Origin of the sequence: Streptomyces sp. Z423-1 (genome assembly GCF_013009255.1) — a bacterium.
In the GTDB taxonomy this organism is placed as follows: Bacteria; Actinomycetota; Actinomycetes; order Streptomycetales; family Streptomycetaceae; genus Streptomyces; species Streptomyces gossypiisoli.
In genome coordinates this window covers 504,406-527,479 of record NZ_CP053109.1, presented here as the reverse complement: position 1 = coordinate 527,479, position 23,074 = coordinate 504,406, and the positions used below count along the sequence as shown (strand labels likewise).

The following is a 23,074-nucleotide window of genomic DNA, read 5'->3' as shown; positions in this document are numbered from 1 at the left end:
GCTCGGAAAATGGCACGATTGCCACTCTTCGATAGGATCGTGCCATGCAGCGTGTGCAGCGGGTCGTGGTGCTGGCCCTCGACGGCGTGTACCCCTTCGAACTGGGCATCCCCAGCCGGATCTTCGGCGCCGCCGACGGCCGGTACGAGGTGCTGACGTGCAGCGTCGACGGCGGGCCGGTGCGCACCAACGCCGACTTCTCGGTCACCGTCGAGCACGGCCCCGAGGCCCTGGCCACGGCCGACACGGTGGTGATCGCGCCCATCGCGCCGGCCTCCGTCACCGACGACCTCCCGGACGAGGTCCGTGCCGCGCTCGCCCGGATCCGCCCCGGCACCCGCATCGTCTCCATCTGCACCGGCGCCTTCGTGCTGGCCGCCGCCGGGCTGCTGGACGGCCGCAGGGCGACCACGCACTGGCAGCTCGCCGACCGGTTCCGGCGCATGTTCCCGCACATCGACCTCGACCCGGACGTCCTCTTCGTCGACGACGACCCCGTCCTGACCTCCGCCGGAGCCGCCTCCGGCGTCGATGTCTGCCTGCACCTCGTGCGCAAGGACCACGGCAGCCGGCTCGCCAACACCGTCGCGCGGCGCTGTGTCGTGCCGCCGTTCCGCGACGGCGGCCAGGCCCAGTACATCGAGCAGCCCGTGCCCGAGGCCGGTGCCGCGAGCACCGCCGCCACCCGCGCCTGGGCGCTGGAACGCCTCGGTGAACCGCTGACCCTGTCCGACCTTGCCGCCCACGCCCGGATGAGCCTGCGCACCTTCGCCCGCCGCTTCCACGACGAGGTGGGCGTCAGCCCCGGCCGCTGGCTCATCCAGCAGCGCGTCGCCCGCGCCCGGCACCTCCTGGAGTCCAGCGACCTCCCCGTCGACCACATCGCCGGCCAGGTCGGCTTCGCCACCGGCGCGTCCCTGCGCCAGCACCTGCACGCCGCGATCGGCGTCTCACCGCAGGCGTACCGCCGTACGTTCCACAGCACGCGCTGATGACCTGCCGACTTGTCGATTAACAGGTTCTTGGCGGAGAGTGACGGAACCCTCACGTCCGCCGGGCCGATGAGGTTGATCCTTTCGGGTTGGAACCCGATAAGCTCCCATCCGGCGCTGCGAGTTGACACGTCCGCGACGGGTCGACCCGGCAGTGCGAACTCATGAGTGCGCACTCATGAGTGCGGTCGCCCTGCACACCCCCCTGTTCGATCGTGTTGCTTCGAAGGATGCAGATGGAACTCGCCACTCCGCCCCCGGCGGCGCGGGCCCCTGTCGCCTGGTACAGCTGGTGGCTGATGCCGCTGGCCTTAGGAGGCGGGACGGTTGCCGCCACGTTCATGAGCTCGGAGCGAATAACCGCGGCCGTCGCCGGCATCGCGGCGACGGCGGCCGGCTCGGTGTGCGTACGGCTGCTGATCCGCACCCGGACGCAACTGCGCCGCGCGGAGGGCACCTTCCGCACCTCGCAGGCCGAGCACTCCCAGCAGTGGCAGCAGCACGTGGCGGGCCTGGAGCGCAAGCACGCCGCCGAACGCGCCGCCCACGAGGCCCAACTCGCCGACCAGTCACGGGTGTACGAGGACCGGCTGGCCGAACAGGCCGAGGGCTACGAGGCCCGCCTCGCCGAACAGGCCGACGGCTACCAGGCGCAGCTCGCCGAGCAGGCCCAGCGCCTGGAGGCACAGCTCGCCGAGCAGACCGCCACCTGGCAGGAACGCCTCGCCCACCAGCAGGCCGCGGTCTCCCGGCTCGCGAACGAGCAGCTGCCCGAGGCGCTTGAGCGGCTGCGCGCCGGTGACGCGATCGACGACCTGCTGCCCCCGACCAACCAGTGCGCCAAGGTCGCCCCCGAACTCCAGGCCGACCTTCGCAAGGTCCTGCGCACCGCGCTGATCGGCGTCGAGGAGGAGTTCGACCGCTCCACCTCCGCCGAGCAGGCGGTCGTCGGCATCGGCAACCGGATCCACGTACTCACCAGCAAGCTGCGCGGCCGGCTGCACGAGATGCAGGGCGAGCACGGCCGGCTCCCGTCCGTCGCGCGCGGCCTGATGGAACTCGACCAGGCGATCGGCCCCGCCGACTGTCTCGCCGCCAGCATCGGCGTGCTCGGCGGCTCCGACCGCCCGGGACGGCAGTGGCAGGAGCCGCAGCGGCTGCTCAGCGTGGTGCGCGGCGGCATCGGCCGGATCAAGGAGTTCCACCGCGTCGAACTCCGCCACCTGCCCGAACTGGGCGTCGACGGCGGCCTGGTGGACCACCTCACGCTGATCTTCGCGCACCTGCTGGACAACGCCACCCGCTACTCGCCGCCGACCGAGCCGGTGCTCGTCTCCGGCAAGGAGGTCCCCAACGGCGTCGGCATCGAGATCCAGGACTCCGGCAAGGGCCTGAATGAGGAGAAGAAGCGCGAGGCCGAGCACGCCCTCGCCGGTACCGCCCCCGGCCCCGGTCTGGGCGGTGTCTCGGAGGACGCCAACATCGGCCTGCGCGTCGTCGGCATCCTCGCCCGCCGCTACGGCATCCGCGTCACCTTCGCGGACTCGCCCTGGCTCGGTACCTCGGTGGTCGTCGTGGTCCCGCACAAGTACTTCAGCCCGCTGCCCGCGGCCACCCCGGCCACCGCGTCGGCCACCGCCCCGACCGTGTCGGAGGCCGCCGCCACCGCACCACGACCGGCGACCGCCGAGCCCGCCACCGACGCCGCCGAGGCGCAGGACACCACGCCCGGTGGACTGCCCCGGCGCCGCAGCAGGCGCAGCGAGCCGGGCGATCCCGCCCCGGCCGCCCGTGCCGCGCGGACCGAGGAGGCGGCCGTCTCCGCCGTACCGCCGGACACGTCCTTCACCGGACTGGCCGCGTTCGCCACCGCCGGACGGGAGCACAGCGAGGGATCCGGGCCGGCCGACCGCGAGTCGAGCGCCGTACGCGAGTCCGCAGAGCACCGCACTGAAGAGAGCGACTAGTCCACATGACGCAACAGGGAACCGACGTGAGCTGGGCGCTGCGCGATCTGGTGGAGAGCATCCAGGAGATCCGTTTCGCCCTCGTGGCCTCCAGTGACGGCAAGGCCATCACCTCCTACGGCGCCGAAGACCCCGACGACGTGGACCGTTTCGCCGCCGTGGTGGCCGGACTGCAGGCGCTGGCCCAGCCGGTCGCCGAGCAGTTCCCCACCTACGCGGGACAGCTGCGGCTGGCCATGATCGAGGTCGACGGCGGTCACCTCTTCGTGGTCCGCGCGGGCGTGGAGACGTACCTCGGTGTCCTGGCGCGCGAGGGCCTCGACCAGGGCCTGCTGGGCCATCAGATGAGGGACCTGGCCCGCAGGATGGGCGAACTCCTGGGCACCACTCCGCGCCTGGAGGAGCACTCTGGATGAGTGTTCCCCGCCGGCCGACGGACCCGTCCGGTCTCGAGCGCTACTACGTCCTCACCAAAGGGCGCAGCGGACCGGGCGGTTCGGCGTCGAGCCTCGACGTGGCGACCCTCATCGTCTCCCGAGCCGCCCCCGCCCCGGGCATGCAGCACGAGCACGCGGAGATCATCCGGCGCTGCCGCGAACCGCTGTCGGTGGCCGAACTCGGCGCCCATCTCCACCTGCCCTTCAACATTCTCGCGGTGCTGCTGGCGGACCTGCTCGAAGCAGGCCGCGTCGAAGCCCGTGACCCCATCCCGGCGCACGACGCCGGTCGCGGGCCCGACCTCGCGCTCCTTGAGGAGGTACTCAGTGGACTTGAAAGGCTTTGACCAACCCGGCAGTGCGGCGGCCGGGGAGACCCGCTCGGTGAAGGTGATGATCGCCGGCGGGTTCGGCACCGGGAAGACCACGATGGTCCGCTCGGTCAGTGACATCAAGCCGCTCACCACCGAGGAGACCCTCACCCAGGCCAGCGCCGACGTCGACCGCCTGATCGGCGTCGCCGACAAGACGGAGACCACCGTCAGCCTGGACTTCGGCAAGATCAGCCTCAACGACACCCTGATGCTGTACCTGTTCGGCACGCCCGGCCAGGAGCGCTTCTGGTTCCTGTGGAACGGCCTGTTCAAAGGCGCGCTGGGCGCGGTCGTCCTGGTCGACACCCGCCGTCTCGCCTCCAGCTTCCGGGCCATCGAGGAGATGGAGCGGCAGGACGTCCCGTTCGTCGTCGCGTTGAACGTCTTTCCCGACTCGCGGGAGTATCCGGTCGAGGAAATCAGGGACGCCCTCGACATCCCCTCGCACATTCCGGTCGTGGCCTTCGACGCCCGTGACCGGGCCTCCGGCCGTGACGTCCTGGTCGCTTTGATACGTCACCTGAAGGAACGCTCTGCCGTCGTAGTGGAGTCCCGATGAACGCCCAGCCCTTAAACGATTCCGATACGCCCCGCGGTTGCCCCTTCGGCCATGACGCCGAGCTCACCCGGCTGTACGGGCCGGAGGCGGCGACCGACCCGCGCGGCATCTACGAGCGGCTGCGCAAGGAGCACGGCTCCGTGGCTCCGGTGCTGCTGGAGGGCGACGTCCCCGCCTGGCTGGTGCTGGGCTACCGGGACAGCCGGCGAGTGCTCGACAATCCCCTCCAGTTCCCCCGGGACGCGCGGACCTGGCGGGACTGGCGGGAGGGCCGGATCGCGGACAACTCTCCGCTGGTTCCGATGCTCGCCTGGCGCCCCGACTGTGTGTCCCAGGACGGCGAGGCTCACCGCCGACTGCGCGGTGCCGTCAGCGACGGGCTGCAGTCCGCCGCCGACCGTGGTGTCCGGCGCCACGCCACGCACTTCGCCAACAAGCAGATCGACGCGTTCGCGGACTCCGGCCGCGCCGATCTGGTGGCCGACTACGCCGACTATCTGCCGATGCTCGTGACCGCCCGCATTCTGGGGCTTGCCGAGGCGGAGGGGCGTCGCCTGGTCGAGTCCTGCGCCCAGGTGATGAAGGGCGGCGAGGACGCCGTCACGCACGACGGCGTGATCAGGGAGATCTTCGGTGAACTTGCCGAGCGCAGGCGGTCCGAACCCGGCTCCGACCTCGCCACCGGCCTGCTGGAGCATCACGCGGCGCTCGACCACGACGAGGTCGTGGCCCACCTGCGCGCGGTGCTGATCGCCGCGCACGTCACGACGAACCTGCTGGCCCGGGTGCTGGAACTGGTCCTGACCGACGCCTCCCGGCTGTCCGGGCTGATCAGCGGTCAGCTGAACATCTCGGCGGTGGTGGAGGAGGCCATGTGGAACTCTCCGCCGCTGGCCGTCCTGCCGGGGCGCTTCGCCGCCAGCGATGTCGAACTGGGCGGGCACCGCATCGAGGAGGGCGACCTGCTCGTTCTCGGTCTGGCCCCGGGCAACCTTGACCCCGAGATCCGGCCCGACCCGGGTGTCTCGGTGGAGGGCAACCAGGCGCACCTGGCGTTCGGCGCGGGACCGCACGAGTGCCCCGGGCAGAACATCGGGATGTCCATCATCGAGGTCGCGGTGGACGTCCTGCTGCACCGTCTGCCGGGCCTGCACCTGGCCGTGCCGCCGGAGGAGCTCACCTCGACCGCGTCCACATGGATGTCCCTGCTGGACAGCCTGCCGGTCGAGTTCGAGGTATAGGCCCTGAGACGCCGCTGCCCGGCCTGGCAGCGGCGTCATCCACTGGGTGTCTGGAACAGGATTGAGCCGTCAGCCGTCAGCCGTCAGCCGTCAGCCGTCAGCCGTCAGCCGTCAGCCGTCAGCCGTCGAGCCAGTCGCCTGCGAGGTCCGTGGGACGGTATCCCGTGGCGTTCCAGAGGAAATGCGGGTGGGCGCAACCGAACATGTAGGCGAGCAGTGCGATGTCCTCCCTCCCGGTCCGAGGGTCGTGCAGGGCGTAGAAAGACTCGCATCCGACTGCGCCGGAGTCTTGTTGGACATCACGAGCGCGGGCCGTGGACGGTGCGGCGCCGGCTGCCTCCACGGCGGCGATGTACGTGCGGCGCAGGATCTCCCACGTGCTGTCGGTGTTGCCGTGCCAGGGGCCGTGCAGTGCTTCGAAGGCATGGAGTTCGGCGTCGAAGAGGGGCCATGCCCCGGGGTATTGGGCTCGGCAGCGAGCGGACAACTCGGCGGTCCGGGTGCTCAGAGCCGGTGCGGTGGGCCGCGGGGCGATGGTGAGGGTGGTGCCGTGGGTGAGGATGCCGGTGCATGCGTTGGGCTGAAGGTCGCACAGCGGGCAGTCCTGGGCCGGGGGGAGGCCCTGGGTGATGCCGTCGAACCACAGGGCGTGGCGGCCCGTGAGCCCCAACCACACGATGGTGCTGGTCATCAGCCAGGTGTTCCACATCGGGGGATGTGCCTCGGGCATGCATCCGTACTTGACGAGGGCGATGGCGCTGGCGGCGTAGAGGGCCTTGGTGTGGGTGGGCATGTCGGCGAGCCAGAAGTTGCTGATCTCGCCGGTGAGGGCGTCGGCCCGTACGTCGACCATGTCGTCGACGACGCGGCACAGCAGCAGGGAGGCGAGGTGTTCTTCCTGCCAGAGTTCGGTGTCGGGCGAGACGTGCCAGAACAGGCAGTCCATCATCTGCAGGAGTGAGTAGGTGCTCTGGCTGAGTGGGTTGGTCTGGGGGAGTACGACGCCGCCCGCGTGATGCTGTTGGAGCCAGTACTCGTCCACGGATCGCTTATGGGCCGCGTAGAGTCCGCAGACCAGGGCCCGTGCGGTGTTGGTGCTGAAACTCTCGGCCAAGCGGCCTTCGATGAGTTGGGTGAGGCGCGTGGTGTCTATGGTGTCGATCACGCGTTTGTATTCGTGGAAGAGCAGGATGTCGTCCTCGAAGCGATGGCGGTAGCCAAGGTCTCGTTCCAGGTCGTTCAGCTGCCGGGCCAGGACCCATCCACCGGTCAGGACGCTGTCGAGTTCCCGGTGGTACGGCCAGGTCTTGACGGTGAGGGGACGACCGGCGCTCTGCCGCCAACCGTAGTCGGCCAGCGTGCGTGCGGGGGGCGTGGGCAGCCGACGGCACAGGGAGCAGTCGCAGACGGTTGTCTGCTCCTCCTCGCGCGGCGGGGTGAGTGCCCGGCTCCTCCAGGCCCCTTCCAGCATCGTGCAAGTCAGTCGGCAGACCGCAATATCGGTGCTGACTTGGGGGAAGGCTGCTTCGATCACGCGCAGGCTGGCGTCGAGTCGCCTCAACCTGGCCTGGCCCTCCTCGTCGGGCGGAAGGAATGCGCGCGGCGCCAGATGGAGGGCTCCCTCCACATGCAGCGTGGTGCTGGAGCGGGGGGATATGAGGGCGTCCAGCCGCTGCTGAGCGGCGTTCTGGCAATCTCGGTACTGATCCGTGCACCCATTGATGTGTTCCGCGAAGAGGCGGGCCAGGGCGTTCCCCGCCTCCGCCGGCTGGAGCCGGGCGCTTGGCTGCGCCGGGAGCAAGCTGTCGGTGGACGTCTCCGGACCACCTCCTACGACTCTGGATTTCACACCGGTCTCCCTTCAAGCTGTGGTCCTGGCAACGGAGTCCATCGGCCGTGGTTGTCAGCCGGTCGTGTCCGAGAAGCTTCTGTGCATTCCGCGACGGCCTCGCCGAACAGCCGGACTGACGCGACCGGCTCCTGCTGCAAGACGAGCACCTTCGCCGCCTCAGCAGTGATGATCAGGAAGCACTCGAACCGGACGTCCTGAGGCAGCACGACTGCCCCCTCATTCGAACTCACCTTCCCGGTACGTAAGTTGAAGCGAAAAGCGGTAGGAGGCTGCCCAGGGCGTAAATGATCTACGCGCAACCGGACCGTGATCTCGGTTACTGCTCACGCTTTGTGAGCTGCGTATACTCGCGCGCCCCCGATGTAAGTGATAGATACATGCGTCTCTGCGATCGCCTCGACCTCGCCCGTTTCGAGGTGGTTCACATACGCCGAGCCCGCCGTGCAGGCCGTCAACGCCTCGGCGAGTCCTATGCGTTCACCGGGCAGGAACACCGGCGTGTCGTCGGCCCCGGGTGTCACGCAGTTGACGACTTGGAGATGGGCAGGGGGCCGCGTGTCGCTCAGCCCGTTCGCGGCGCGCGCCGCGGTGAAAGCGGGCTTCGTGGTGCTCGACTGTGCCGAGCCGGAGAAACTCGCCGTGTTCTACCGGGAACTGCTGGAGGCCGAGCAGACGGACGACCGCCCACCGAGTGGAGATCAGGGGCGCCGACGGGACCCGGCTCGCCTTCCGCCGCGACATGAACGCGACGCCGCCGAGCCGGCCTCGCCCCGAACTCCCTCCAGGCCCACCTGGACTTCGCTCGTCGGGCTCGGCGGCCGCCCCATGGAAGCGAAGGGCGCCGGGCCGCTACGAGCAGGGCTGAGCCTCCTCGGTTACGGTCCCATGCCGAGGCGCGCCGTGCCGGTCGCCGCCGTGTCTGCCGGGTCAGTCCCGGCCACCCTTCTCCTTGGCCGGCCACACGCCGGTCGAGCGCTCGATGGCCTTGGCCCCCGTGCGGTCCACCGCGCTGCGCACCGCCGCGAAGATCGCTCCCTGGATGGCGGCGGCCAGCAGGATCTCCCCCCAGCCGCGGTCCGGGTCCAGCGCGTCGGGCGCGTCCTCCTCGTGCCGCAGCGCCATCCACGTCTTGCGGAAGGCGAGCCCGGCCAGCCAACCGCCGGCCCATCCCAGCACCCATCCGACGGGCTGGTAGGCGACGGGGAGCTTCTGCTTCTTCCTTTTCTTGGCCACCTGGGTCTCCTTGGTTCGCGATGAACGGGCTGTACGGGCGCCGCGGACCGTGCGGCTTCGCCGTACCGCAGGGTCAGGGCCGACCGGCCGCCGGGACCTCCTCGCCCGGGCGCACCGGCCCCGGCGGGGTGCCGTCCCCGAACGGGCGCCCGCCGAGTTCCTCCCGGTGATGCGGCGTCAGCCAGCCCGCGACGTCCGGGCCGAGCGGCACGATGCCGGTCGGGTTGATGCCGGTGTGTACCTGGTAGTAGTGCCGCTTGATGTGGTCGAAGTCGACGGTGTCGCCGAAGCCGGGTGTCTGGAAGAGGTCGCGGGCGTACGCCCAGAGCACCTGGTTCTCCGCCAGCTTCCACCGGTTGCACTTGAAGTGGCCGTGATAGACCGCGTCGAACCGGACCAGCGTGGTGAACAGCCGGATGTCCGCCTCCGTGATCGTGTCGCCGACCAGATAGCGCTGCCGGGCCAGCCGCTCGGTCAGCAGCTCCAGCCGCCGGAAGACGCCCGAGCAGGCGGCCTCGTACTCCGCCTGCCCGGTGGCGAAACCGGCCCGGTACACGCCGTTGTTGACGTCCTCGTAGACGTCCGCCATCACCGCGTCGATTTCGTCCCGCAGCCGCTCCGGGTACAGGTCCGGCGCGCCCTCCCGGTGCAGAGCGGTCCACTCGGTGGCGAAGTCGAGGGTGATCCGCTGGTAGTCGTTGGTGACCAGCTGCCGGGTGGGTACGTCGACGACGGCCGGCACGCTGACACCGCCCGGATAGCCGGTCTCCCGCTTGTCGTACGCCTCGCTGAGGAAGCGGATGCCGAGGACGGGGTCCCGGCCGTCCGGGTCGAGGGTGAAGCGCCAGCTGCGGTCGTCCTGGATCGGGTCGGCGATGGCCATCGACACCGCCGGCTCCAGCCCCAGCAGCCGCCGTGAGATCACCGCGCGGCTCGCCCACGGACAGGCACGGCTGACCACCAGCCGGTAACGCGCCGCCGCGACCGGCCAGCCGTCCCGGCCGTCCGCCGTGATCCGGTCCGCGAAGTGGCTCTTGGACCGCTGGAACGACGTCCGGCCGTACGCGCGGTTGCCGTCACCGTTCCCGTCACCCTGGCCGTTCATGGCCTCTCTCCTCCTCACCGTGGGCAGTGCTGCCGACCGGGTTCCCCGAGTTCCCCGTTTCCGACCCCGCCACGGTGTGATCCGCCCCGACGGGGGCAACCGGCCGTGATGAGCGGGACATCCACGGAAACATCGAAGGACGCAGAAGAGCAGGGGGCGGAGAGCGGGAGGCGGAGTCCGGATCCCGGCACCGACCCCAGAACGGACCGTAGGAGCGACCCCAGAACGGACCGCAAGTGCGACCCCAGGACGGGCCGAAAGAGCGACCGCAGGACCCGCGTGACCGTACTCGTCGCGCTCGCGGCCAACCTGGTGATCGCGGTCGCCAAGACGATCGGCGGGGTACTCGCAGGCTCGCCCGCCCTGCTCTCGGAGGCGGCGCACTCCGTGGCCGACAGTCTCAACGAGGTCTTCCTGCTGGCCGCCCTGCGCCGCAGCCGCCGCCCCGCCGACCGGCGGCACCCCTTCGGCTACGGCAAGGAGCGGTTCTTCTGGTCGCTGCTCGCCGCCGTCGGGATCTTCGTCATGGGCGGCTGCTTCTCCTTCTTCCAGGGCTTCGAGGCGCTCACCAAGGGCACCGAGGAGACCTTCGGCGGCTATGTGGCCGGCATGATCGTCCTCGGCGTCGCCCTCCTCGCCGAGGGCGCGTCCCTGCTCCGCGCCCTGCACCAGCTGCGCCGCCAGGGCGTCGCCGCCGGCCTGCGCGACCCGGCCCTGCGCACCGTCGTGGCCGAGGACGGCACCGCGGTGCTCGGCGTGACCCTCGCCCTCACCGGCATGGCGCTGCACATGGCCACCGGCGAGGTGGTGTGGGAGGCGTCCGCCTCGCTCGCCATCGGCGCGCTGCTGGTGTACGTGGCCTACCGCCTCGGCAAGGACGCCCGCACCCAGCTGATCGGCGAGGCCGCGGACCCGGAGGCGAGCGGCAGGATCCGTGCGCTGCTCCAGGCACAGCCCGAGATCGACAGCGTGGAGGCGCTGTTCACCATGCAGACCGGCATCGACTCGACGCTGGTGGCCGCCCGCGTCGACCTGGTCCCCGGCCTGGACAGCGAGCGGGTCGAGGAGGTCGCCGTACGCATCAAGCGGTCGATCGCCCGTACGGTGCCCGAGGCCGACCAGATCTTCCTCGACGTGACCGACCGGCTCGCCCAGGAGGCACACGAAAGCCCCGCCGCGACGGGGGAACGCGGCGGGGCCTGACGTGCGGGTGCCCGGCACGCATGCCTTCATGCATCGCGCGCCGGAAAAGAATCCCGGCTCAGTCCCCGTCGACCGGTTCGAGCACGAACACCGGGATCTCACGGTCGGTCTTCTTCTGGTAGTCGGCGTACGGCGGATACGCGGCCACCGCACGCTCCCACCACTGCGTCTTCTCCGCGCCCGTGACCTCGCGGGCCATCATGTCCCGCTTCACCGGGCCGTCCTGGAGCTCCACGTGCGGATCGGCCGTGACGTTGTGGTACCAGACCGGGTGCTTGGGGGCCCCGCCCAGCGACGCCACGACGGCGTAGCGCCCCTCGTGCTCGACCCGCATCAGCGGCGTCTTGCGGATCTTGCCGCTCCGCGCACCCCGGGTCGTCAGCACGACGACGGGCAACCCGGTGTCCATCAGGGTCGTCCCCTTCGTGCCGCCGGAGCTCTCGTACAACTCCACCTGCTCACGCACCCACTGCGTCGGACTGGGCTCGTACTCGCCCTCAAGCGGCATGGCAACCGTCCCATCGTCGTCTGCCGAATTCGGCCATCACCGTGCCCCAACACTGACAAACGCGGGATTCATCCACCCCGGCCGACACTCCGCCGCCGTGATGACCTCCCGGGTAATCGCGCCGTTCGCGTGCTCACGGCACAGTCGAACACACATCCCACCGGGAGCCGCCCGAAGGAGAGGACGCCCCATGACGCCGACCCAGACCCCGACCCCGAGCGAGACCGCCACGACGACCCGCGCCACGGTCGAGGAACTGCTGCGCAGGGTCGGTCAGGGCGACCCCGACCACATCGCCGAGCTGTACGCCGCCCACACCGACTGGAAGCTGAGCTGGCCGGAGGACGAGCACGGCCGCGCCGCCACGCCGTGGATCACCCAGCGCGGCACCCGCGGCGACGCCGCCGCCCACTACCGCGAGTTGGCCGCCCACCACGTCCCCGGCGCCGCGGACACCAGGATCGAGCGCGTCCTCGTCGACGGCGCCGACGCCGTCGTGCTCGGCGAGATCCGCCAGACGGCCCGCCCCACCGGGCGCCCCTACCGCGCCCGGTTCGCTCTGCACCTCACCGTCGAGGACGGCCGGATCGTCCGCCACCACGTGTACGAGGACAGCCTGGCGGTGGCCCGGGCCTTTGGGCCTGTCTGACACATTCCCCCCTGCCGCGCGAATTTGTCGGACAGACCTAGCGCGGGCCGAGTCCGTCCAGCACCGCCAGGCGCAGCCGCCGCAGCCGCGCCGGGTCGGCGACGACCTCGTAGGAGCCGATCCGGTCGCCTTCGACGCTGACCGTGAGGGCGAACAGCAGCCGTCCGCGCGGGGCGACGACGATGCCGACGCGACCGTCGACGAGGGCGGTGGCCGCGTACCGGGACCGCTCCCGCAACCGCACCGTCCCCTCGGCCACCGCACGGGCGCCCCGCAGCTCCGGAGCCACCCCGGGCGGCAGGACGGCGGGGTCGGCCCGGCGGACCACGTCCGGGGCCAGTACGTCGAGCAGCGCGCCCATGTCACCACCGCGCGCGGCGGCCAGGAACGCCTCGACGACCCGCCGGTGCCGGTCCACCTCGGCTGCGGGCAGCGCCGGTATGCCCCGCACCTTCTGCCGGGCCCGGCTGGCCAGCTTCTTGGCCGCCGGCTGCGAACGGTCGACGATCCGGGCGATGTCCTCGAAGGGCACGGCGAACAGATCGTGCAGCACGAACGCGACCCGCTCGGCCGGCCCCAGCGTGTCCAGCACGACCAGCAGCGCCAGCCCCACCGAGTCGATCAGCACCGCCTCGTCCTCGGGCACGGTGCCGTCGCCGCCGAACTCCTGGCCGTACGGCTCCTCACGCCGGGCCGTGCGGGCCCGCAGCATGTCGAGGCAGATCCGGGACACCACCGTCGTCAGCCAGGCCGCCAGATTGCCGACACCGTCGCCGCCCGCGCGGCTCAGCCGCAGCCACGCCTCCTGGACGGCGTCGTCCGCCTCGTCGGGCGAGCCCAGCATCCGGAACGCGACCGCCCGCAACCGCCCGCGCTCCACCTCGAACCGCGCCGCCAGCTCCTCCTGGCCGCCCATGGCTCACCTCCCTCCGGCCCGCTCCCTCACTCCCTCGACTCCCTCGACGAACCGTCCCCGGCCGAGGTGACACCCGACGCCAGCAGCAGCCGAGCCCCCTCGCGTGCCTGCGCGGCAGGCTCCGCGCTCCTCGTGATCCCCGCCGTGACCATGGCGCCCTCCGCCAGCAGGCACAGCGGCCCGGTGAGCGCGGCGGGCAGACCGGCGTCGGCCACCAGACCGCCCAGGTAGTCCCGGAAGGCCCGCTTGTGCGCCCGCACCTGCTCGGCCACCCGGTCGGAGACGGCGCCCAGTTCGCCGTACGCGTTGATCCAGGCGCAGCCACGGAAGTCGGCCTCGCCGAACCACTCCGCCAGCCAGTCGAAGACGGCCAGGATCCGCTCCCGCGGCTCCCGCCGGGCCGCCACATACGCGGCGAGCCGCCCCCGCCAGCGCACGTCACGCCGCTCCAGATACGCCTCGACCAGCTGCTCCTTCGCCGGGAACAGCTGGTACAGCCGCTTCAGCGAGACCCCCGAGGCGCCGCGCACGTCGTCCATGCCGACGGACTGCACACCCCGCCCGTAGAACAGCCGCTCCGCGGCGTCCAGAGCCCGCTCCCGGGCGACTGCGCTGTCCATGAACGACCTCTTCCTTGACGGGAGAACGAGCGTTCTCCTACGGTAGCAGCCTGGTCGGAGAACGCCCGTTCTCCCCTTCCGTCGAGGAGCCCCATGACCACCCGCCCGCCCCTCCCGCCCTTCACCCGCGAGTCCGCCGCACAGAAGGTCCAGGCCGCCGAGGACGCCTGGAACACCCGCGACCCGCACAAGGTCGCGCTCGCCTACTCCGAGGACTCGGTCTGGCGCAACCGCGACACCTTCGTCACCGGCCGCGCCGAGATCGTCGAGTTCCTCACCGCGAAGTGGCGGCGCGAGCAGGAGTACGCGCTGCGCAAGGACCTGTGGGCGTTCGACGGCAACCGCATCGCGGTCCGCTTCCAGTACGAGTGCCTGGACGCCGACGGCCAGTGGTGGCGGTCGTACGGCAACGAGCTGTGGGAGTTCGACGAACACGGCCTGATGACCCGGCGGGAGGCCAGCATCAACGACGTCCCCATCGAGGAGAGCGCACGCCGTATCCACGGCCCGCGCCCGGCGGCCGAGAGCGGCTGGTCCTTCCCGGTTGAGTAGGGTTCCCGGGTGACCGAACGGGACGGGAAGCCTTTCCTCTACGTCGTCGTCTGCGCGGCCGGGATCGCCGCGGACGTCAGCAAACTGATCACCGCCGCGCAGGAGCGGGACTGGGAGGTGGGCGTCATCGCGACGCCGGTCGCCATGGGCGGCTTCTTCGACACCGTCGCCGTCGAGGCGCAGACCGGCCGCCCGATCCGCTCCGCGTGGCGCACGCCCGGCGAGCCGCGCCCCTTCCCGCCGCCGGACGCCGTGGTGGTGGCACCGGCCACCTTCAACACCGTCAACAAGTGGGCGGCGGGCCTGGCCGACACGCTCGCCGTCGCCACCCTGTGCGAGGCGTACGGCCTGGGCGTCCCGATCGCGGTCCTGCCCTGCGTCGCCGAGGCGCTGGCCGCCCATCCCGCCTACAACGAGAGCCTGATGAGGCTCCGGGGGATGGGCGTCCGCTTCGGCGACCCGTACTCCGGCGACGAGGGCCGCCACGCCTTCGGCTGGGAGCGCGCACTGGACCTGCTTCACCGCTAGAGGGAGTTGGGCACGGCGTACGCTCGCCGCTCACCGACAAGGAGATCGAGGAACTGCAGCAGCCCTGCTCCCCGCACCCCATCTCCAGGCACTGAGACTCAGTGCGGGCCCGGCGGGTCGAACTCCGTGCCGCACGGGCCCGCGCCCTCGCTCTCCGGCAGCGGCACCCGGTCGCCGCTCATCGTCAGCGTGCGGTAGTAGCTGCCGATGCGTTCGGCGGAGCGGCCGACGTAGTGGCCGATGAACGAGCGGCGGAAGCGGTCGGTGGCGCGGTTCGGGCCGGAGCCGTGCACCAGGCTGCCGTTGAAGAACAGGACGTCACCCGGCCGCATGTCGACCGGCACCGGAGTGAGCCCGGGCGGCGGCGGCACGTACTCCCGTGCGAAGGAAACCTCCGCGTCCGCCTCCTCCGGGCAGAAGATGTCCATCCGATGTGTGCCCGGCACGACCTCCAGACCGCCGTTCTCCCGGTCGATCACATCGCAGGCCACCCACGCCGCGACGCACGTGCCCGGCTCGACCCGCAGATAGAAGTTGTCCTGGTGCAGGGCCTGTCCCCGGGCTCCCGGCGGCTTGAAGTAGAACATGCTCTGCGCGGCCAGCACCTCCTCGCCGAGCAGCATCTCCAGCACCCCGCGCAGCCGAGCGTCCAGCAGGAACCGCAGCGCCAGGTCGTTGATCTCGTGCGGCTGCATGACCCTCGGGTGGGCGGCGAGCGGATCGTCGCCCTCGCGGGGCTCGAAGTGCCCCGGCACCGGCCCGGCCGCGTGCAGTGCCGTGAACTCCGCGCACAGGCGGTCGATCTCGTCGTACCCGAACAGCCCGCGGACGACCGTGAAACCGTCCTCCTGGAACCGTGCGAGCCCTTCCTGGGTCAGGATGGGATGACCGGCGGCGCCCATGTCCGTGGCTGTCATGCGTCCACTCCTCGATGAGGTGTCGTGGTGCACCACGCTAGGCCGGAACGCCGCCCGGGAGGATGCCCATGAGCGCTGACGACTTGCCCGAGGCTGCTGCCCCCGGCGATCCGGCGCCGCCGCCCGGCCTGGTGGTGGTCGGCCACTTCGACCAGTCTCCGGGCTACGCCGTCGATCGGCCACGTGGCGCGGACAGCTGGCTGTTCACCTGGACGACGGGCGGCCAGGGCCGACTGCGCCAGGGCGGCACCGAGACCCGGGCGGGTGCGGGGGACCTGGTCGTGCTCGCGCCCGGAGTCCCGCACGGCTACGGCGTCGCCCCGGGCGCGCGCCGCTGGCGCTTCTGGTGGGCGCACTGCCGGGCCCGGCCGTCCTGGCGGCCCTGGCTGCGCCCGTACGACGCCGGAGACGGCGTCCATGTCGTCGCCCCCGTCCCTGCCGTGCTGCACGGCAGGGTGGAGTCGGCGTTCCGCCGGATGCTCGCCGACGCCCGCTGGGCGGGCGTGGAAGCACCGCCCGCGACGACGCCCGCCGACGACCGGATCGCCGTCGCCCACGGCATGGCGGCCCATGAACTGGCGCTCGGCGCCCTGGAGGAGGTCGTCCTGCTCACGGCCGCCGCCGCGCGCACCCCGGTGCCCCCGCCGGGCGTCGACGCCCGGGTGCGCCGGGCCCAGGCGCTGATCGCCGCCGACCCGGGCGCCCCGCACACCGTCCGCTCACTGGCCGAGGCGGTCGCCCTGTCCCCGTCCCGGTTCGCGCACCTGTTTGCCCAGCAGGTCGGCGAATCCCCGATGCGAGCCCTGCGCGAGGCGCGCCTGCGGCACGCCGCCCGGCTGCTGGAGGCCACCGACCTGTCCGTGGAACGCGTGGCGGCGGCCTCGGGGTTCGCCAGCCCGTTCCACTTCAACCGGGTGTTCCACGAGCGCTTCGGAAGCCCGCCCGGCGCGTACCGGGCCAGGGCCTGTCGTGTGGGTCAGGTCGGCTGAGAGAGACTGCGCTCTTCGGGCGACCCGGGCCGGGCGATGGGGGAGTCGCCACACGTCGACGCGGTGCCGGTGCTGGCGCACGATGCGCCGCCACAGCAGCGTCGCCGGCGATCCCGCGTACGTCAGGTTCGGGCCGATGTTCTCTCGGTGAGATCAGGGTCCGGTGCCCGCTCGCAGCACCGTGAGGGAAACCTCCGACTCGTTCCCGGCCACCGGGACTTCGCCGCCCGTCCATCGCACCGCGGTGATCTCGGGGCTGGTGTACGACAGGCCGGACCAGGCGCTGTCGCCCGGCGCCGGCACGACCCTGGACGGCGCGTCCCCCTCGCGCACCGGGTCGGGCCCGAGCTGTGTGCCGGAGGCGTCGACGAAGGCGGCGCCCGGGTAGCCGTACAAGGTGCACGTGACGTGCGGGACGAGGTGTTGGTCAGGACGACGGGGTAGTTGCGTTGCCCGGCACCCGGGTTGACGCGGCCGACGGAGGCCTCGGCGCGTCGAGGGGGAGGGATGCGCGGACGGGGACGTGGACGTCATGTACCTCAACACTCCCGGACGTTCGCCGATGCGTACGTACTGGTGGCGGCCTTCACTGCTCCTGGAGCAACGCCAGCTCCGCCCAGATCGTCTTGCCCTCGGTCGTGTGCCGGCTGCCCCAGCGCTGGGTGAGCTGGGCGACCAGGAGCAGTCCGCGGCCGCCCTCGTCCCAGGCCTTGGCGCGCCGCAGGTGCGGAGCCGTGTGGCTGGTGTCGGACACCTCGCAGATCAGGGTCGTCGCGTCGTGGATCAGGCGGAGGCGGATGGGGTGGGAGCCGTACCGGATGGCGTTGGTGACCAGCTCGCTGACCACCAGCTCGGTGGTGAACTCCGCCTCCTCCAGTCCCCAGGTGCCGAGTTGGTCGACGACCTGCTTGCGCACCGGGGCGACCAGCGCCGGATCGGCCGGGATGTCCCAGGTCGCGACCTGCGAGGCGGGCAGCCCCCGGGTGCGGGCCAGCAGCAGGGCCACGTCGTCGCGGGCCCCGCCGGTCGGCAGCAGCCGGCGCAGGATCCGGTCGCAGGTATCGTCCAGGGAGGCGGAGGACCGTGAGAGGGCCTCGTGCAGCAGTTCGTGGCCGAGGCCGACGTCCCGGTCGCGGGACTCGATCAGCCCGTCGGTGAAGAAGGACAGCACGGTGCCCTCGGGCAGATACAGCTCGGCCGCCTCGAACGGCAGCCCGCCCAGCCCCAGCGGCGGCCCGGCGGGCAGCTCGACCTCCTCCGCGGTCCCGCCCGGCCGCACCATCAGCGGCGAGGGATGCCCGGCCCGGGCGAGCGTGCAGCGCCGGGACACCGGGTCGTACACGGCGTACAGACAGGTCGCGCCCACCTCCCCGGCGCTGCCGTCGGCGCCGGACTCGTCGGACAGCCTCAGGACCAGGTCGTCGAGGTGGGTGAGCAGCTCGTCGGGCGCGAGGTCGATGTCGGCGAGCGTGCGCACGGCGGTACGCAGCCGCCCCATGGTGGCGGAGGCCTGGATGCCGTGGCCGACGACGTCCCCGACCACCATCGCGACCCGCATCCCCGACAGCGGGATCACGTCGAACCAGTCGCCGCCGACCCCGGCCCGCGCCGCCGGAAGGTATCGCGAGCACGCCTGAACGGCGGCCGTGCTCGGCAGCGACTGCGGCAGCAGACTGCGCTGCAGGGCGAGGGCGGTCTCCCGCTCCCGGGAGTAGCGGCGGGCGTTGTCCATGCACACGGCGGCGCGTGCCGTGATCTCCTCGGCCAGCAGCTGGTCGTCCGGCGTGAACGGGTGAGGGCGGCGGAACCGGGTGAGCACCGCGACGCCCAGGGTCGTACCGCGCGCCCGGATCGGCACGGACATCGTGGAGTGAATGGCGTACTTCCGCACCTGCTCCTTCCGGGCCGTGTCCCAGGACAGCCACTGGGCGAGGGCCTCGGACGCCGTGTCCGCGATGATGGTCCGGCCGGCCAGCAGGGAGTCGGCCTGCGGCGAGCCGGCGGGGTAGACGTCCGGCCGGCCCGGCTTCACCACCGCCCCGGGGCCCGGATTGATCGACTGGTGGGCTGCCCGGCGCAGGGTGATCGGCGCGGTCAGCGGCCCGGCGGCGGGCTCACCCGTGGGCTCCCGAGGGTCGAGCAGGTCGACGCTGACGAAGTCGGCGAGCCCGGGCACGCAGACGTCCGCCAGCTCCTGCGCCGTCCGGGTGACGTCGAGGGTGGTGCCGATCCGGACGCTCGCCTCGTTGACCAGCTGGAGCCGCTCGCGGGCCAGGTACTGGTCGGTGACGTCGTGCACGGCGACGGACACCCCGCACACCTGTCCCGCATCGTCGGTGACCGGCGCCATCCGGCCCAGCCAGGCGGTCGTCCGGCCGTCGTCGGCGGCCGGGACGTAGGTGTTGAAGTCGTGCACCTGGCCGGTGGTGAGTACACGGCGCAGTTGCTGCTCGATCTCCTCGCTCCGGAGCCGGCCGCTGAGCTCGGTCACGCGCAGTCCCCGGACCCGCTCCTCGGGCAGTCCGAGCACCGCGGCCAGGGCGTCGTTCATCCGGTACAGCCGGAGCCGCTCGTCGTAGATCGCGACGGCGCAAGGGGACTGGATGAGCTCGATCCGGTCCAGCGGATCGTCGTCCGGGCGGGCCCGGGCGTCCTCCAACGGGGTGACGACGAGCCAGTCCCCGGCGCGGCCGCCCCGACCCGGCCGCTGGTGGGCGAGCAGCCACACGGACACCGTACGGCCGTCGCGGTGGCGCAAAGTGAGCGTTCCGTTCCAGCGGGTTCCCCGGAGCGCGGGCGCCCTGCCGTGGACCAGCCGCGCGGCGGACCGCCCCACGACCTCGTCGGCCGTCCAGCCCAGCAGCCGCCGGGCCCCCTCGCCCCACTCGGTCACCCGGCCCTCGGCGTCGATGACGGCCCGGGCCGTGGCGGCCTCGTCGAACGGGTACTCCGGGGGCATCGTCGTCACTCCATCGCGCATATACGCACAGTGAACAATCGAGTCACTTCGGTTCCAGCCTAATGCGTCGCGCTCCGACGCGAATCCGGTCGCGGGGCCGTCCGGCGCACCGGTCAAGAGGCGGATCCGGCCGATGTGACCCACGGGACAGAAGGACCTCACCGCACCCTTGACGGGCGTGCGTGGCACACCGTCAGAATCTGTTTGTTCGCGATCAGTTGTGAGTACTTCTGGGCCCTGATGAGGGAGAGCCGCCATGACGGTCACGCGCAGATCGGTTTTGATCGCCGGTACGGCCGCCCCGGCCGCCGGCGCGCTGGTGGGTACCCCGAGTGCCCGGGCCGCCGACGACGCCGGGCACGCCCCCGGCCGCCGTGACGTCCCCCTGCGCGACGGCTGGCGTTTCGCGCTGGTAGACCCGGGCGGCACCACCGACCCGACGGGCGCCTACGCCGACGCCGCCGACCCCGCGTACGACGACTCGGCGTGGCGCGAGGTCGCCGTACCGCACGACTGGAGCATCGAGCAGACCCCGACCACCGACCACGGCACCACCAGCGGCACCGGCTTCTTCCCCGGCGGCCTCGGCTGGTACCGCCTCGCCTTCACCCTCCCGCCCGGCTACGCCGGCAAGCGGATCGCGGTGGAGTTCGACGGCGTCTACATGGACGCGTACGTCTACTGCAACGGCCGCGAACTCGGCCGCCACCCCTACGGCTACACCGGCTTCGCCTTCGACCTCACCGACCTGGTGCACACCGACGGCACCACCGAGAACGTCCTCGCCGTGAAGGTGCACAACCAACTCCCCAGCAGCCGCTGGTACTCCGGCAGCGGCATCTACCGCGAGGCCCGCCTCGTCGTCACCGAACCCGTGCACGTGCCGCGCTGGGGCACGTACGTCACCACACCCCAGGTCACCGAGCAGCGCGCCCGGGTACGGGTGCGCACGGACGTCTTGAACGCCTCCGGCGGCGCGCGACCCGTCGAGATCAGCTCCCGCATCACCGGCCCCGACGGCCGCACGGTCGCCCGGACCAGCTCCACGGTCGACGTCACCGACAGCGCGACGGAGACCCACGAACTGACCGTCGAGCGGCCCGAGTTGTGGGACTTCGCCACCCCGCACCACCGCTACACCCTGGTCACCGAGCTGCGCGTCGACGGCGAGACCACCGACACCTACCGCACCCCCTTCGGCATCCGCACCTTCCGCTGCGACCCCGACGAGGGCTTCCACCTCAACGGCACCTACACCAAGCTCAAGGGCGTCGACCTCCACCACGACCTGGGCGCGCTCGGCGCGGCGACCCACATCGACGCCGTCCGGCGACAGCTGACCATCATGAAGTCCATGGGCGTCAACGCCCTGCGCACCTCCCACAACCCGCCCTCGCCGGAAGTGATCCGGGTCTGCGAGGAGCTGGGCATCGTGCTCCAGGTCGAGGCCTTCGACTGCTGGCGGAGGGGCAAGAACCGCTACGACTACGGCCGGTTCTTCGACGAGTGGTGCGAACGGGACGCCACCGAGATGGTCCGCGCGGCCCGCAACTCACCCGCCGTGATCATGTGGTCCATCGGCAACGAGGTCCCCGACTCCACCTCCACCGCCGGGCTCGCCATGGCCGACCGGATCATCGCCGCCATCAAGGCCGCCGACGACACCCGCCCGGTCGTCATCGGCTCCGACAAGTACCGCCGTCTGCCCGCGAAGGGCTCGGCCGCCGACCTGATGCTGGCCAAGCTGGACGGCCTCGGCCTCAACTACAACACCGCCAAGTCCGTCGACGCCCTGCACGCGGCCTACCCGCACCTGTTCCTCTTCGAGTCCGAGTCGTCGTCGGAGACCTCGACGCGCGGCACGTACCAGGAGCCCGAGCGGCTCAACACCGGCGAGAACTACACGCCGGGCAGGCGCGCCACCTCCTCGTACGACAACAACCTCGCCTCCTGGACCATGAGCGGCGAGTACGGGCACAAGAAGGACCGGGACCGGAAGTGGTTCACGGGCCAGTTCCTGTGGTCGGGCATCGACTACATCGGTGAGCCCACGCCGTACGACGTCTTCCCGGTGAAGGCGTCCTTCTTCGGCGCGGTCGACACGGCCGGGTTTCCGAAGGACATGTACTACCTGTTCAGGAGCCAGTGGACGAGCGAGCCGATGGTCCATCTGCTGCCGATGAGCTGGAACCACCCCAAGGGGGAGACGGTCGAGGTCTGGGCGTACGCCAATGTCGACACCGTCGAGCTGTTCCTGAACGGCCGGTCGCTGGGCGTGCGGCGGTTCGACACCAAGAAGACCACCGACGGGCGGACCTACCTGGAGACCACCGAGGCCACCGGCGACGACAAGACCTTCACCGACGGCCCCTACCCCGGCAGCTACACCAGCCCGAACGGCAGCGCGGGCAAGCTGCACCTCACCTGGCGGGTGCCCTTCGAGCCGGGGATGCTGAAGGCGGTGGCCCGCAGCGACGGCCGGGTGGTTGCCACGGACGTGCTGCGCACGGCCGGAGCCCCGCACGCCGTGCGCCTCACCGCCGATCGCACGTCCCTGGCGGCGGACGGGCGTTCGCTGGTCTTCGTGACCGCCGAGATCGTCGACGCCCGCGGTGTCGTGGTGCCCGACGCCGAGCACCTCATCGCCATCGACGTCAGCGGCGGCTCCCTCGCCGGACTCGACAACGGCCGCCAGGAGAGCGCCGAGCGCTACCAGGCGAGCACCCGGACCGCCTTCCACGGCAAGGCACTCGCCATCGTCCGCTCCGGCAGCAGGCCCGGCCCCCTGAAGGTGACCGCCCGCGTCAAGGGCCTGCGCACCGGCACCGTGACCGTGCGCACGACGGCCGCCCGGTCGGCCGCGACCACCCCCGCGCCTCGGTTCGCGCCCGACTACCCGCCCGCGCCGAACTACCCCCACGCCGACGCCAGTTACTCCGGCCGACCCGACACGCTGCCCGCCGCCATGCTCGACGGCGACCCGGCCACCGGCTGGTCCAACGGCTTCCACAAGGCGGCCACCGCCCTGCTGCCCGCCTTCGACGGGGCCCGGGCGCAGGACTGGGTGTCGGTGGACTGGGGGCGGGCGCGGACCTTCGACCGGGCGGAGGTCTGGTTCACCACGGACGCGACACACAGCCTGCCCGCGGCCGTCGAGGCCGAGGTGTGGGACGGCCGCCGGTACGTGCCGGTCGAGGACGCGTCCGTCGAGTGGGCCACCGCCTCCGACACGCCGACGGTCATCACCTTCGCGCCGGTCCGCGGCTCCCGGCTGCGGCTCACCCTCACCAGCCGGTACCCGGGCGAGGCCCGCGGCGCGGTGCGCATCGGCAAGCTGGAGGTCCCGGCCGGTTGAGCGACGTACGCCAACGGTCCGGACGCAAAAGCAGCAGTTCCGTCCGGACCGTTGACGGGGTGTCACCTTTCGCACAAGCATGGCGGACGTCCGCAACTTGGGAGCGCTCCCATCACAG

Annotated in this window: 21 protein-coding genes and 1 pseudogene; 13 read left to right on the top strand and 9 right to left on the bottom strand. The window is 71.6% G+C overall.

Annotated elements, in window-relative coordinates; translation table 11 throughout:
- Positions 1-44: 44 nt before the first annotated feature.
- The 6 genes from HJD23_RS02455 to HJD23_RS02430 all read left to right on the top strand — a co-directional run bounded on the left by HJD23_RS02455 (position 45) and on the right by HJD23_RS02430 (position 5,570).
- Positions 45-992: a helix-turn-helix domain-containing protein gene (locus HJD23_RS02455; protein ID WP_171114922.1), complete on the top strand. Its 948-nt coding sequence runs from the start codon at positions 45-47 to the stop codon at positions 990-992.
- 236 nt (positions 993-1,228) lie between these two features.
- Positions 1,229-2,959, top strand: a complete 1,731-nt coding sequence (locus tag HJD23_RS02450; protein WP_171133977.1) for an ATP-binding protein — start codon at positions 1,229-1,231, stop codon at positions 2,957-2,959.
- Between the two features lie 5 nt (positions 2,960-2,964).
- Positions 2,965-3,375 carry a roadblock/LC7 domain-containing protein gene (locus tag HJD23_RS02445; protein WP_097222428.1) on the top strand — a complete coding sequence of 137 codons (411 nt, stop codon included), beginning with the start codon at positions 2,965-2,967 and terminating at the stop codon, positions 3,373-3,375.
- Positions 3,372-3,743, top strand: a complete 372-nt coding sequence (locus HJD23_RS02440) for a DUF742 domain-containing protein (RefSeq protein ID WP_141306667.1) — start codon at positions 3,372-3,374, stop codon at positions 3,741-3,743. The genes HJD23_RS02445 and HJD23_RS02440 overlap by 4 nt, the downstream gene beginning before the upstream one ends.
- Positions 3,724-4,329: an ATP/GTP-binding protein gene (locus HJD23_RS02435; protein ID WP_171114923.1), complete on the top strand. Its 606-nt coding sequence runs from the start codon at positions 3,724-3,726 to the stop codon at positions 4,327-4,329. Before HJD23_RS02440 ends, HJD23_RS02435 begins: the two co-directional genes overlap by 20 nt.
- Entirely contained in the window at positions 4,326-5,570 is a 1,245-nt protein-coding gene (locus HJD23_RS02430) for a cytochrome P450 (protein WP_171114926.1), read from the top strand. Before HJD23_RS02435 ends, HJD23_RS02430 begins: the two co-directional genes overlap by 4 nt.
- 118 nt (positions 5,571-5,688) lie before the next feature.
- Here the strand turns inward: HJD23_RS02430 and HJD23_RS02425 are convergent, their stop codons facing one another.
- Complete coding sequence (locus HJD23_RS02425) at positions 5,689-7,419, bottom strand: hypothetical protein (RefSeq protein ID WP_240980610.1); 1,731 nt, start codon at positions 7,417-7,419, stop codon at positions 5,689-5,691.
- Between the two features lie 591 nt (positions 7,420-8,010).
- Between HJD23_RS02425 and HJD23_RS43340 the strand changes: the two are divergent.
- Positions 8,011-8,271 (top strand): annotated as a pseudogene (locus HJD23_RS43340) (VOC family protein); the annotation flags it as partial.
- A gap of 78 nt (positions 8,272-8,349) precedes the next feature.
- Here the strand turns inward: HJD23_RS43340 and HJD23_RS02420 are convergent.
- Together HJD23_RS02420 and HJD23_RS02415 are read right to left on the bottom strand one after the other, a co-directional pair.
- The gene (locus HJD23_RS02420; protein WP_171114927.1) at positions 8,350-8,655 is read right to left on the bottom strand and encodes a DUF4235 domain-containing protein; all 306 of its coding nucleotides are present in this window, start codon (positions 8,653-8,655) and stop codon (positions 8,350-8,352) included.
- 73 nt (positions 8,656-8,728) lie between these two features.
- Positions 8,729-9,760, bottom strand: a complete 1,032-nt coding sequence (locus HJD23_RS02415) for a glutathione S-transferase C-terminal domain-containing protein (protein WP_171114930.1) — start codon at positions 9,758-9,760, stop codon at positions 8,729-8,731.
- Positions 9,761-9,868: 108 nt separating this feature from the next.
- On the opposite strand from HJD23_RS02415, the gene HJD23_RS02410 reads away from it, so the two are divergent.
- Positions 9,869-10,963, top strand: coding sequence for a cation diffusion facilitator family transporter (locus HJD23_RS02410; protein ID WP_171114932.1), 1,095 nt, complete (start codon positions 9,869-9,871; stop codon positions 10,961-10,963).
- A gap of 58 nt (positions 10,964-11,021) precedes the next feature.
- On the opposite strand, the gene HJD23_RS02405 is transcribed toward HJD23_RS02410, so the two are convergent.
- Entirely contained in the window at positions 11,022-11,471 is a 450-nt protein-coding gene (locus tag HJD23_RS02405) for a nitroreductase family deazaflavin-dependent oxidoreductase (RefSeq protein ID WP_171114934.1), read from the bottom strand.
- 190 nt (positions 11,472-11,661) lie between these two features.
- Here HJD23_RS02405 and HJD23_RS02400 point away from each other — a divergent pair, with 190 nt between their 5' ends.
- Positions 11,662-12,120 (top strand): nuclear transport factor 2 family protein, encoded by a 459-nt coding sequence (locus HJD23_RS02400; protein ID WP_171114935.1) that lies wholly within the window; start codon positions 11,662-11,664, stop codon positions 12,118-12,120.
- A gap of 37 nt (positions 12,121-12,157) precedes the next feature.
- Here the strand turns inward: HJD23_RS02400 and HJD23_RS02395 are convergent, their stop codons facing one another.
- Both HJD23_RS02395 and HJD23_RS02390 read right to left on the bottom strand, forming a co-directional pair.
- Positions 12,158-13,036: a sigma-70 family RNA polymerase sigma factor gene (locus HJD23_RS02395; RefSeq protein WP_171114937.1), complete on the bottom strand. Its 879-nt coding sequence runs from the start codon at positions 13,034-13,036 to the stop codon at positions 12,158-12,160.
- 26 nt (positions 13,037-13,062) lie between these two features.
- Positions 13,063-13,656, bottom strand: a complete 594-nt coding sequence (locus HJD23_RS02390) for a TetR/AcrR family transcriptional regulator (protein WP_171114939.1) — start codon at positions 13,654-13,656, stop codon at positions 13,063-13,065.
- 93 nt (positions 13,657-13,749) lie between these two features.
- Here HJD23_RS02390 and HJD23_RS02385 point away from each other — a divergent pair, with 93 nt between their 5' ends.
- Positions 13,750-14,208 (top strand): nuclear transport factor 2 family protein, encoded by a 459-nt coding sequence (locus tag HJD23_RS02385; RefSeq protein ID WP_171114942.1) that lies wholly within the window; start codon positions 13,750-13,752, stop codon positions 14,206-14,208.
- Between the two features lie 9 nt (positions 14,209-14,217).
- Positions 14,218-14,736 carry a flavoprotein gene (locus HJD23_RS02380; RefSeq protein WP_171114943.1) on the top strand — a complete coding sequence of 173 codons (519 nt, stop codon included), beginning with the start codon at positions 14,218-14,220 and terminating at the stop codon, positions 14,734-14,736.
- A gap of 98 nt (positions 14,737-14,834) precedes the next feature.
- On the opposite strand, the gene HJD23_RS02375 is transcribed toward HJD23_RS02380, so the two are convergent.
- The gene (locus HJD23_RS02375) at positions 14,835-15,653 is read right to left on the bottom strand and encodes a phytanoyl-CoA dioxygenase family protein (protein WP_171114946.1); all 819 of its coding nucleotides are present in this window, start codon (positions 15,651-15,653) and stop codon (positions 14,835-14,837) included.
- Between the two features lie 68 nt (positions 15,654-15,721).
- On the opposite strand from HJD23_RS02375, the gene HJD23_RS02370 reads away from it, so the two are divergent.
- Positions 15,722-16,642, top strand: a complete 921-nt coding sequence (locus HJD23_RS02370) for a helix-turn-helix domain-containing protein (protein WP_171114948.1) — start codon at positions 15,722-15,724, stop codon at positions 16,640-16,642.
- Between the two features lie 153 nt (positions 16,643-16,795).
- Here the strand turns inward: HJD23_RS02370 and HJD23_RS02365 are convergent, their stop codons facing one another.
- Positions 16,796-17,038: a DUF4232 domain-containing protein gene (locus tag HJD23_RS02365; RefSeq protein ID WP_171114950.1), complete on the bottom strand. Its 243-nt coding sequence runs from the start codon at positions 17,036-17,038 to the stop codon at positions 16,796-16,798.
- A gap of 190 nt (positions 17,039-17,228) precedes the next feature.
- Entirely contained in the window at positions 17,229-19,601 is a 2,373-nt protein-coding gene (locus tag HJD23_RS02360) for a SpoIIE family protein phosphatase (protein WP_171118879.1), read from the bottom strand.
- 256 nt (positions 19,602-19,857) lie between these two features.
- Here HJD23_RS02360 and HJD23_RS02355 point away from each other — a divergent pair, with 256 nt between their 5' ends.
- Entirely contained in the window at positions 19,858-22,956 is a 3,099-nt protein-coding gene (locus tag HJD23_RS02355) for a glycoside hydrolase family 2 TIM barrel-domain containing protein (protein ID WP_171114952.1), read from the top strand.
- Positions 22,957-23,074 lie beyond the last annotated feature (118 nt).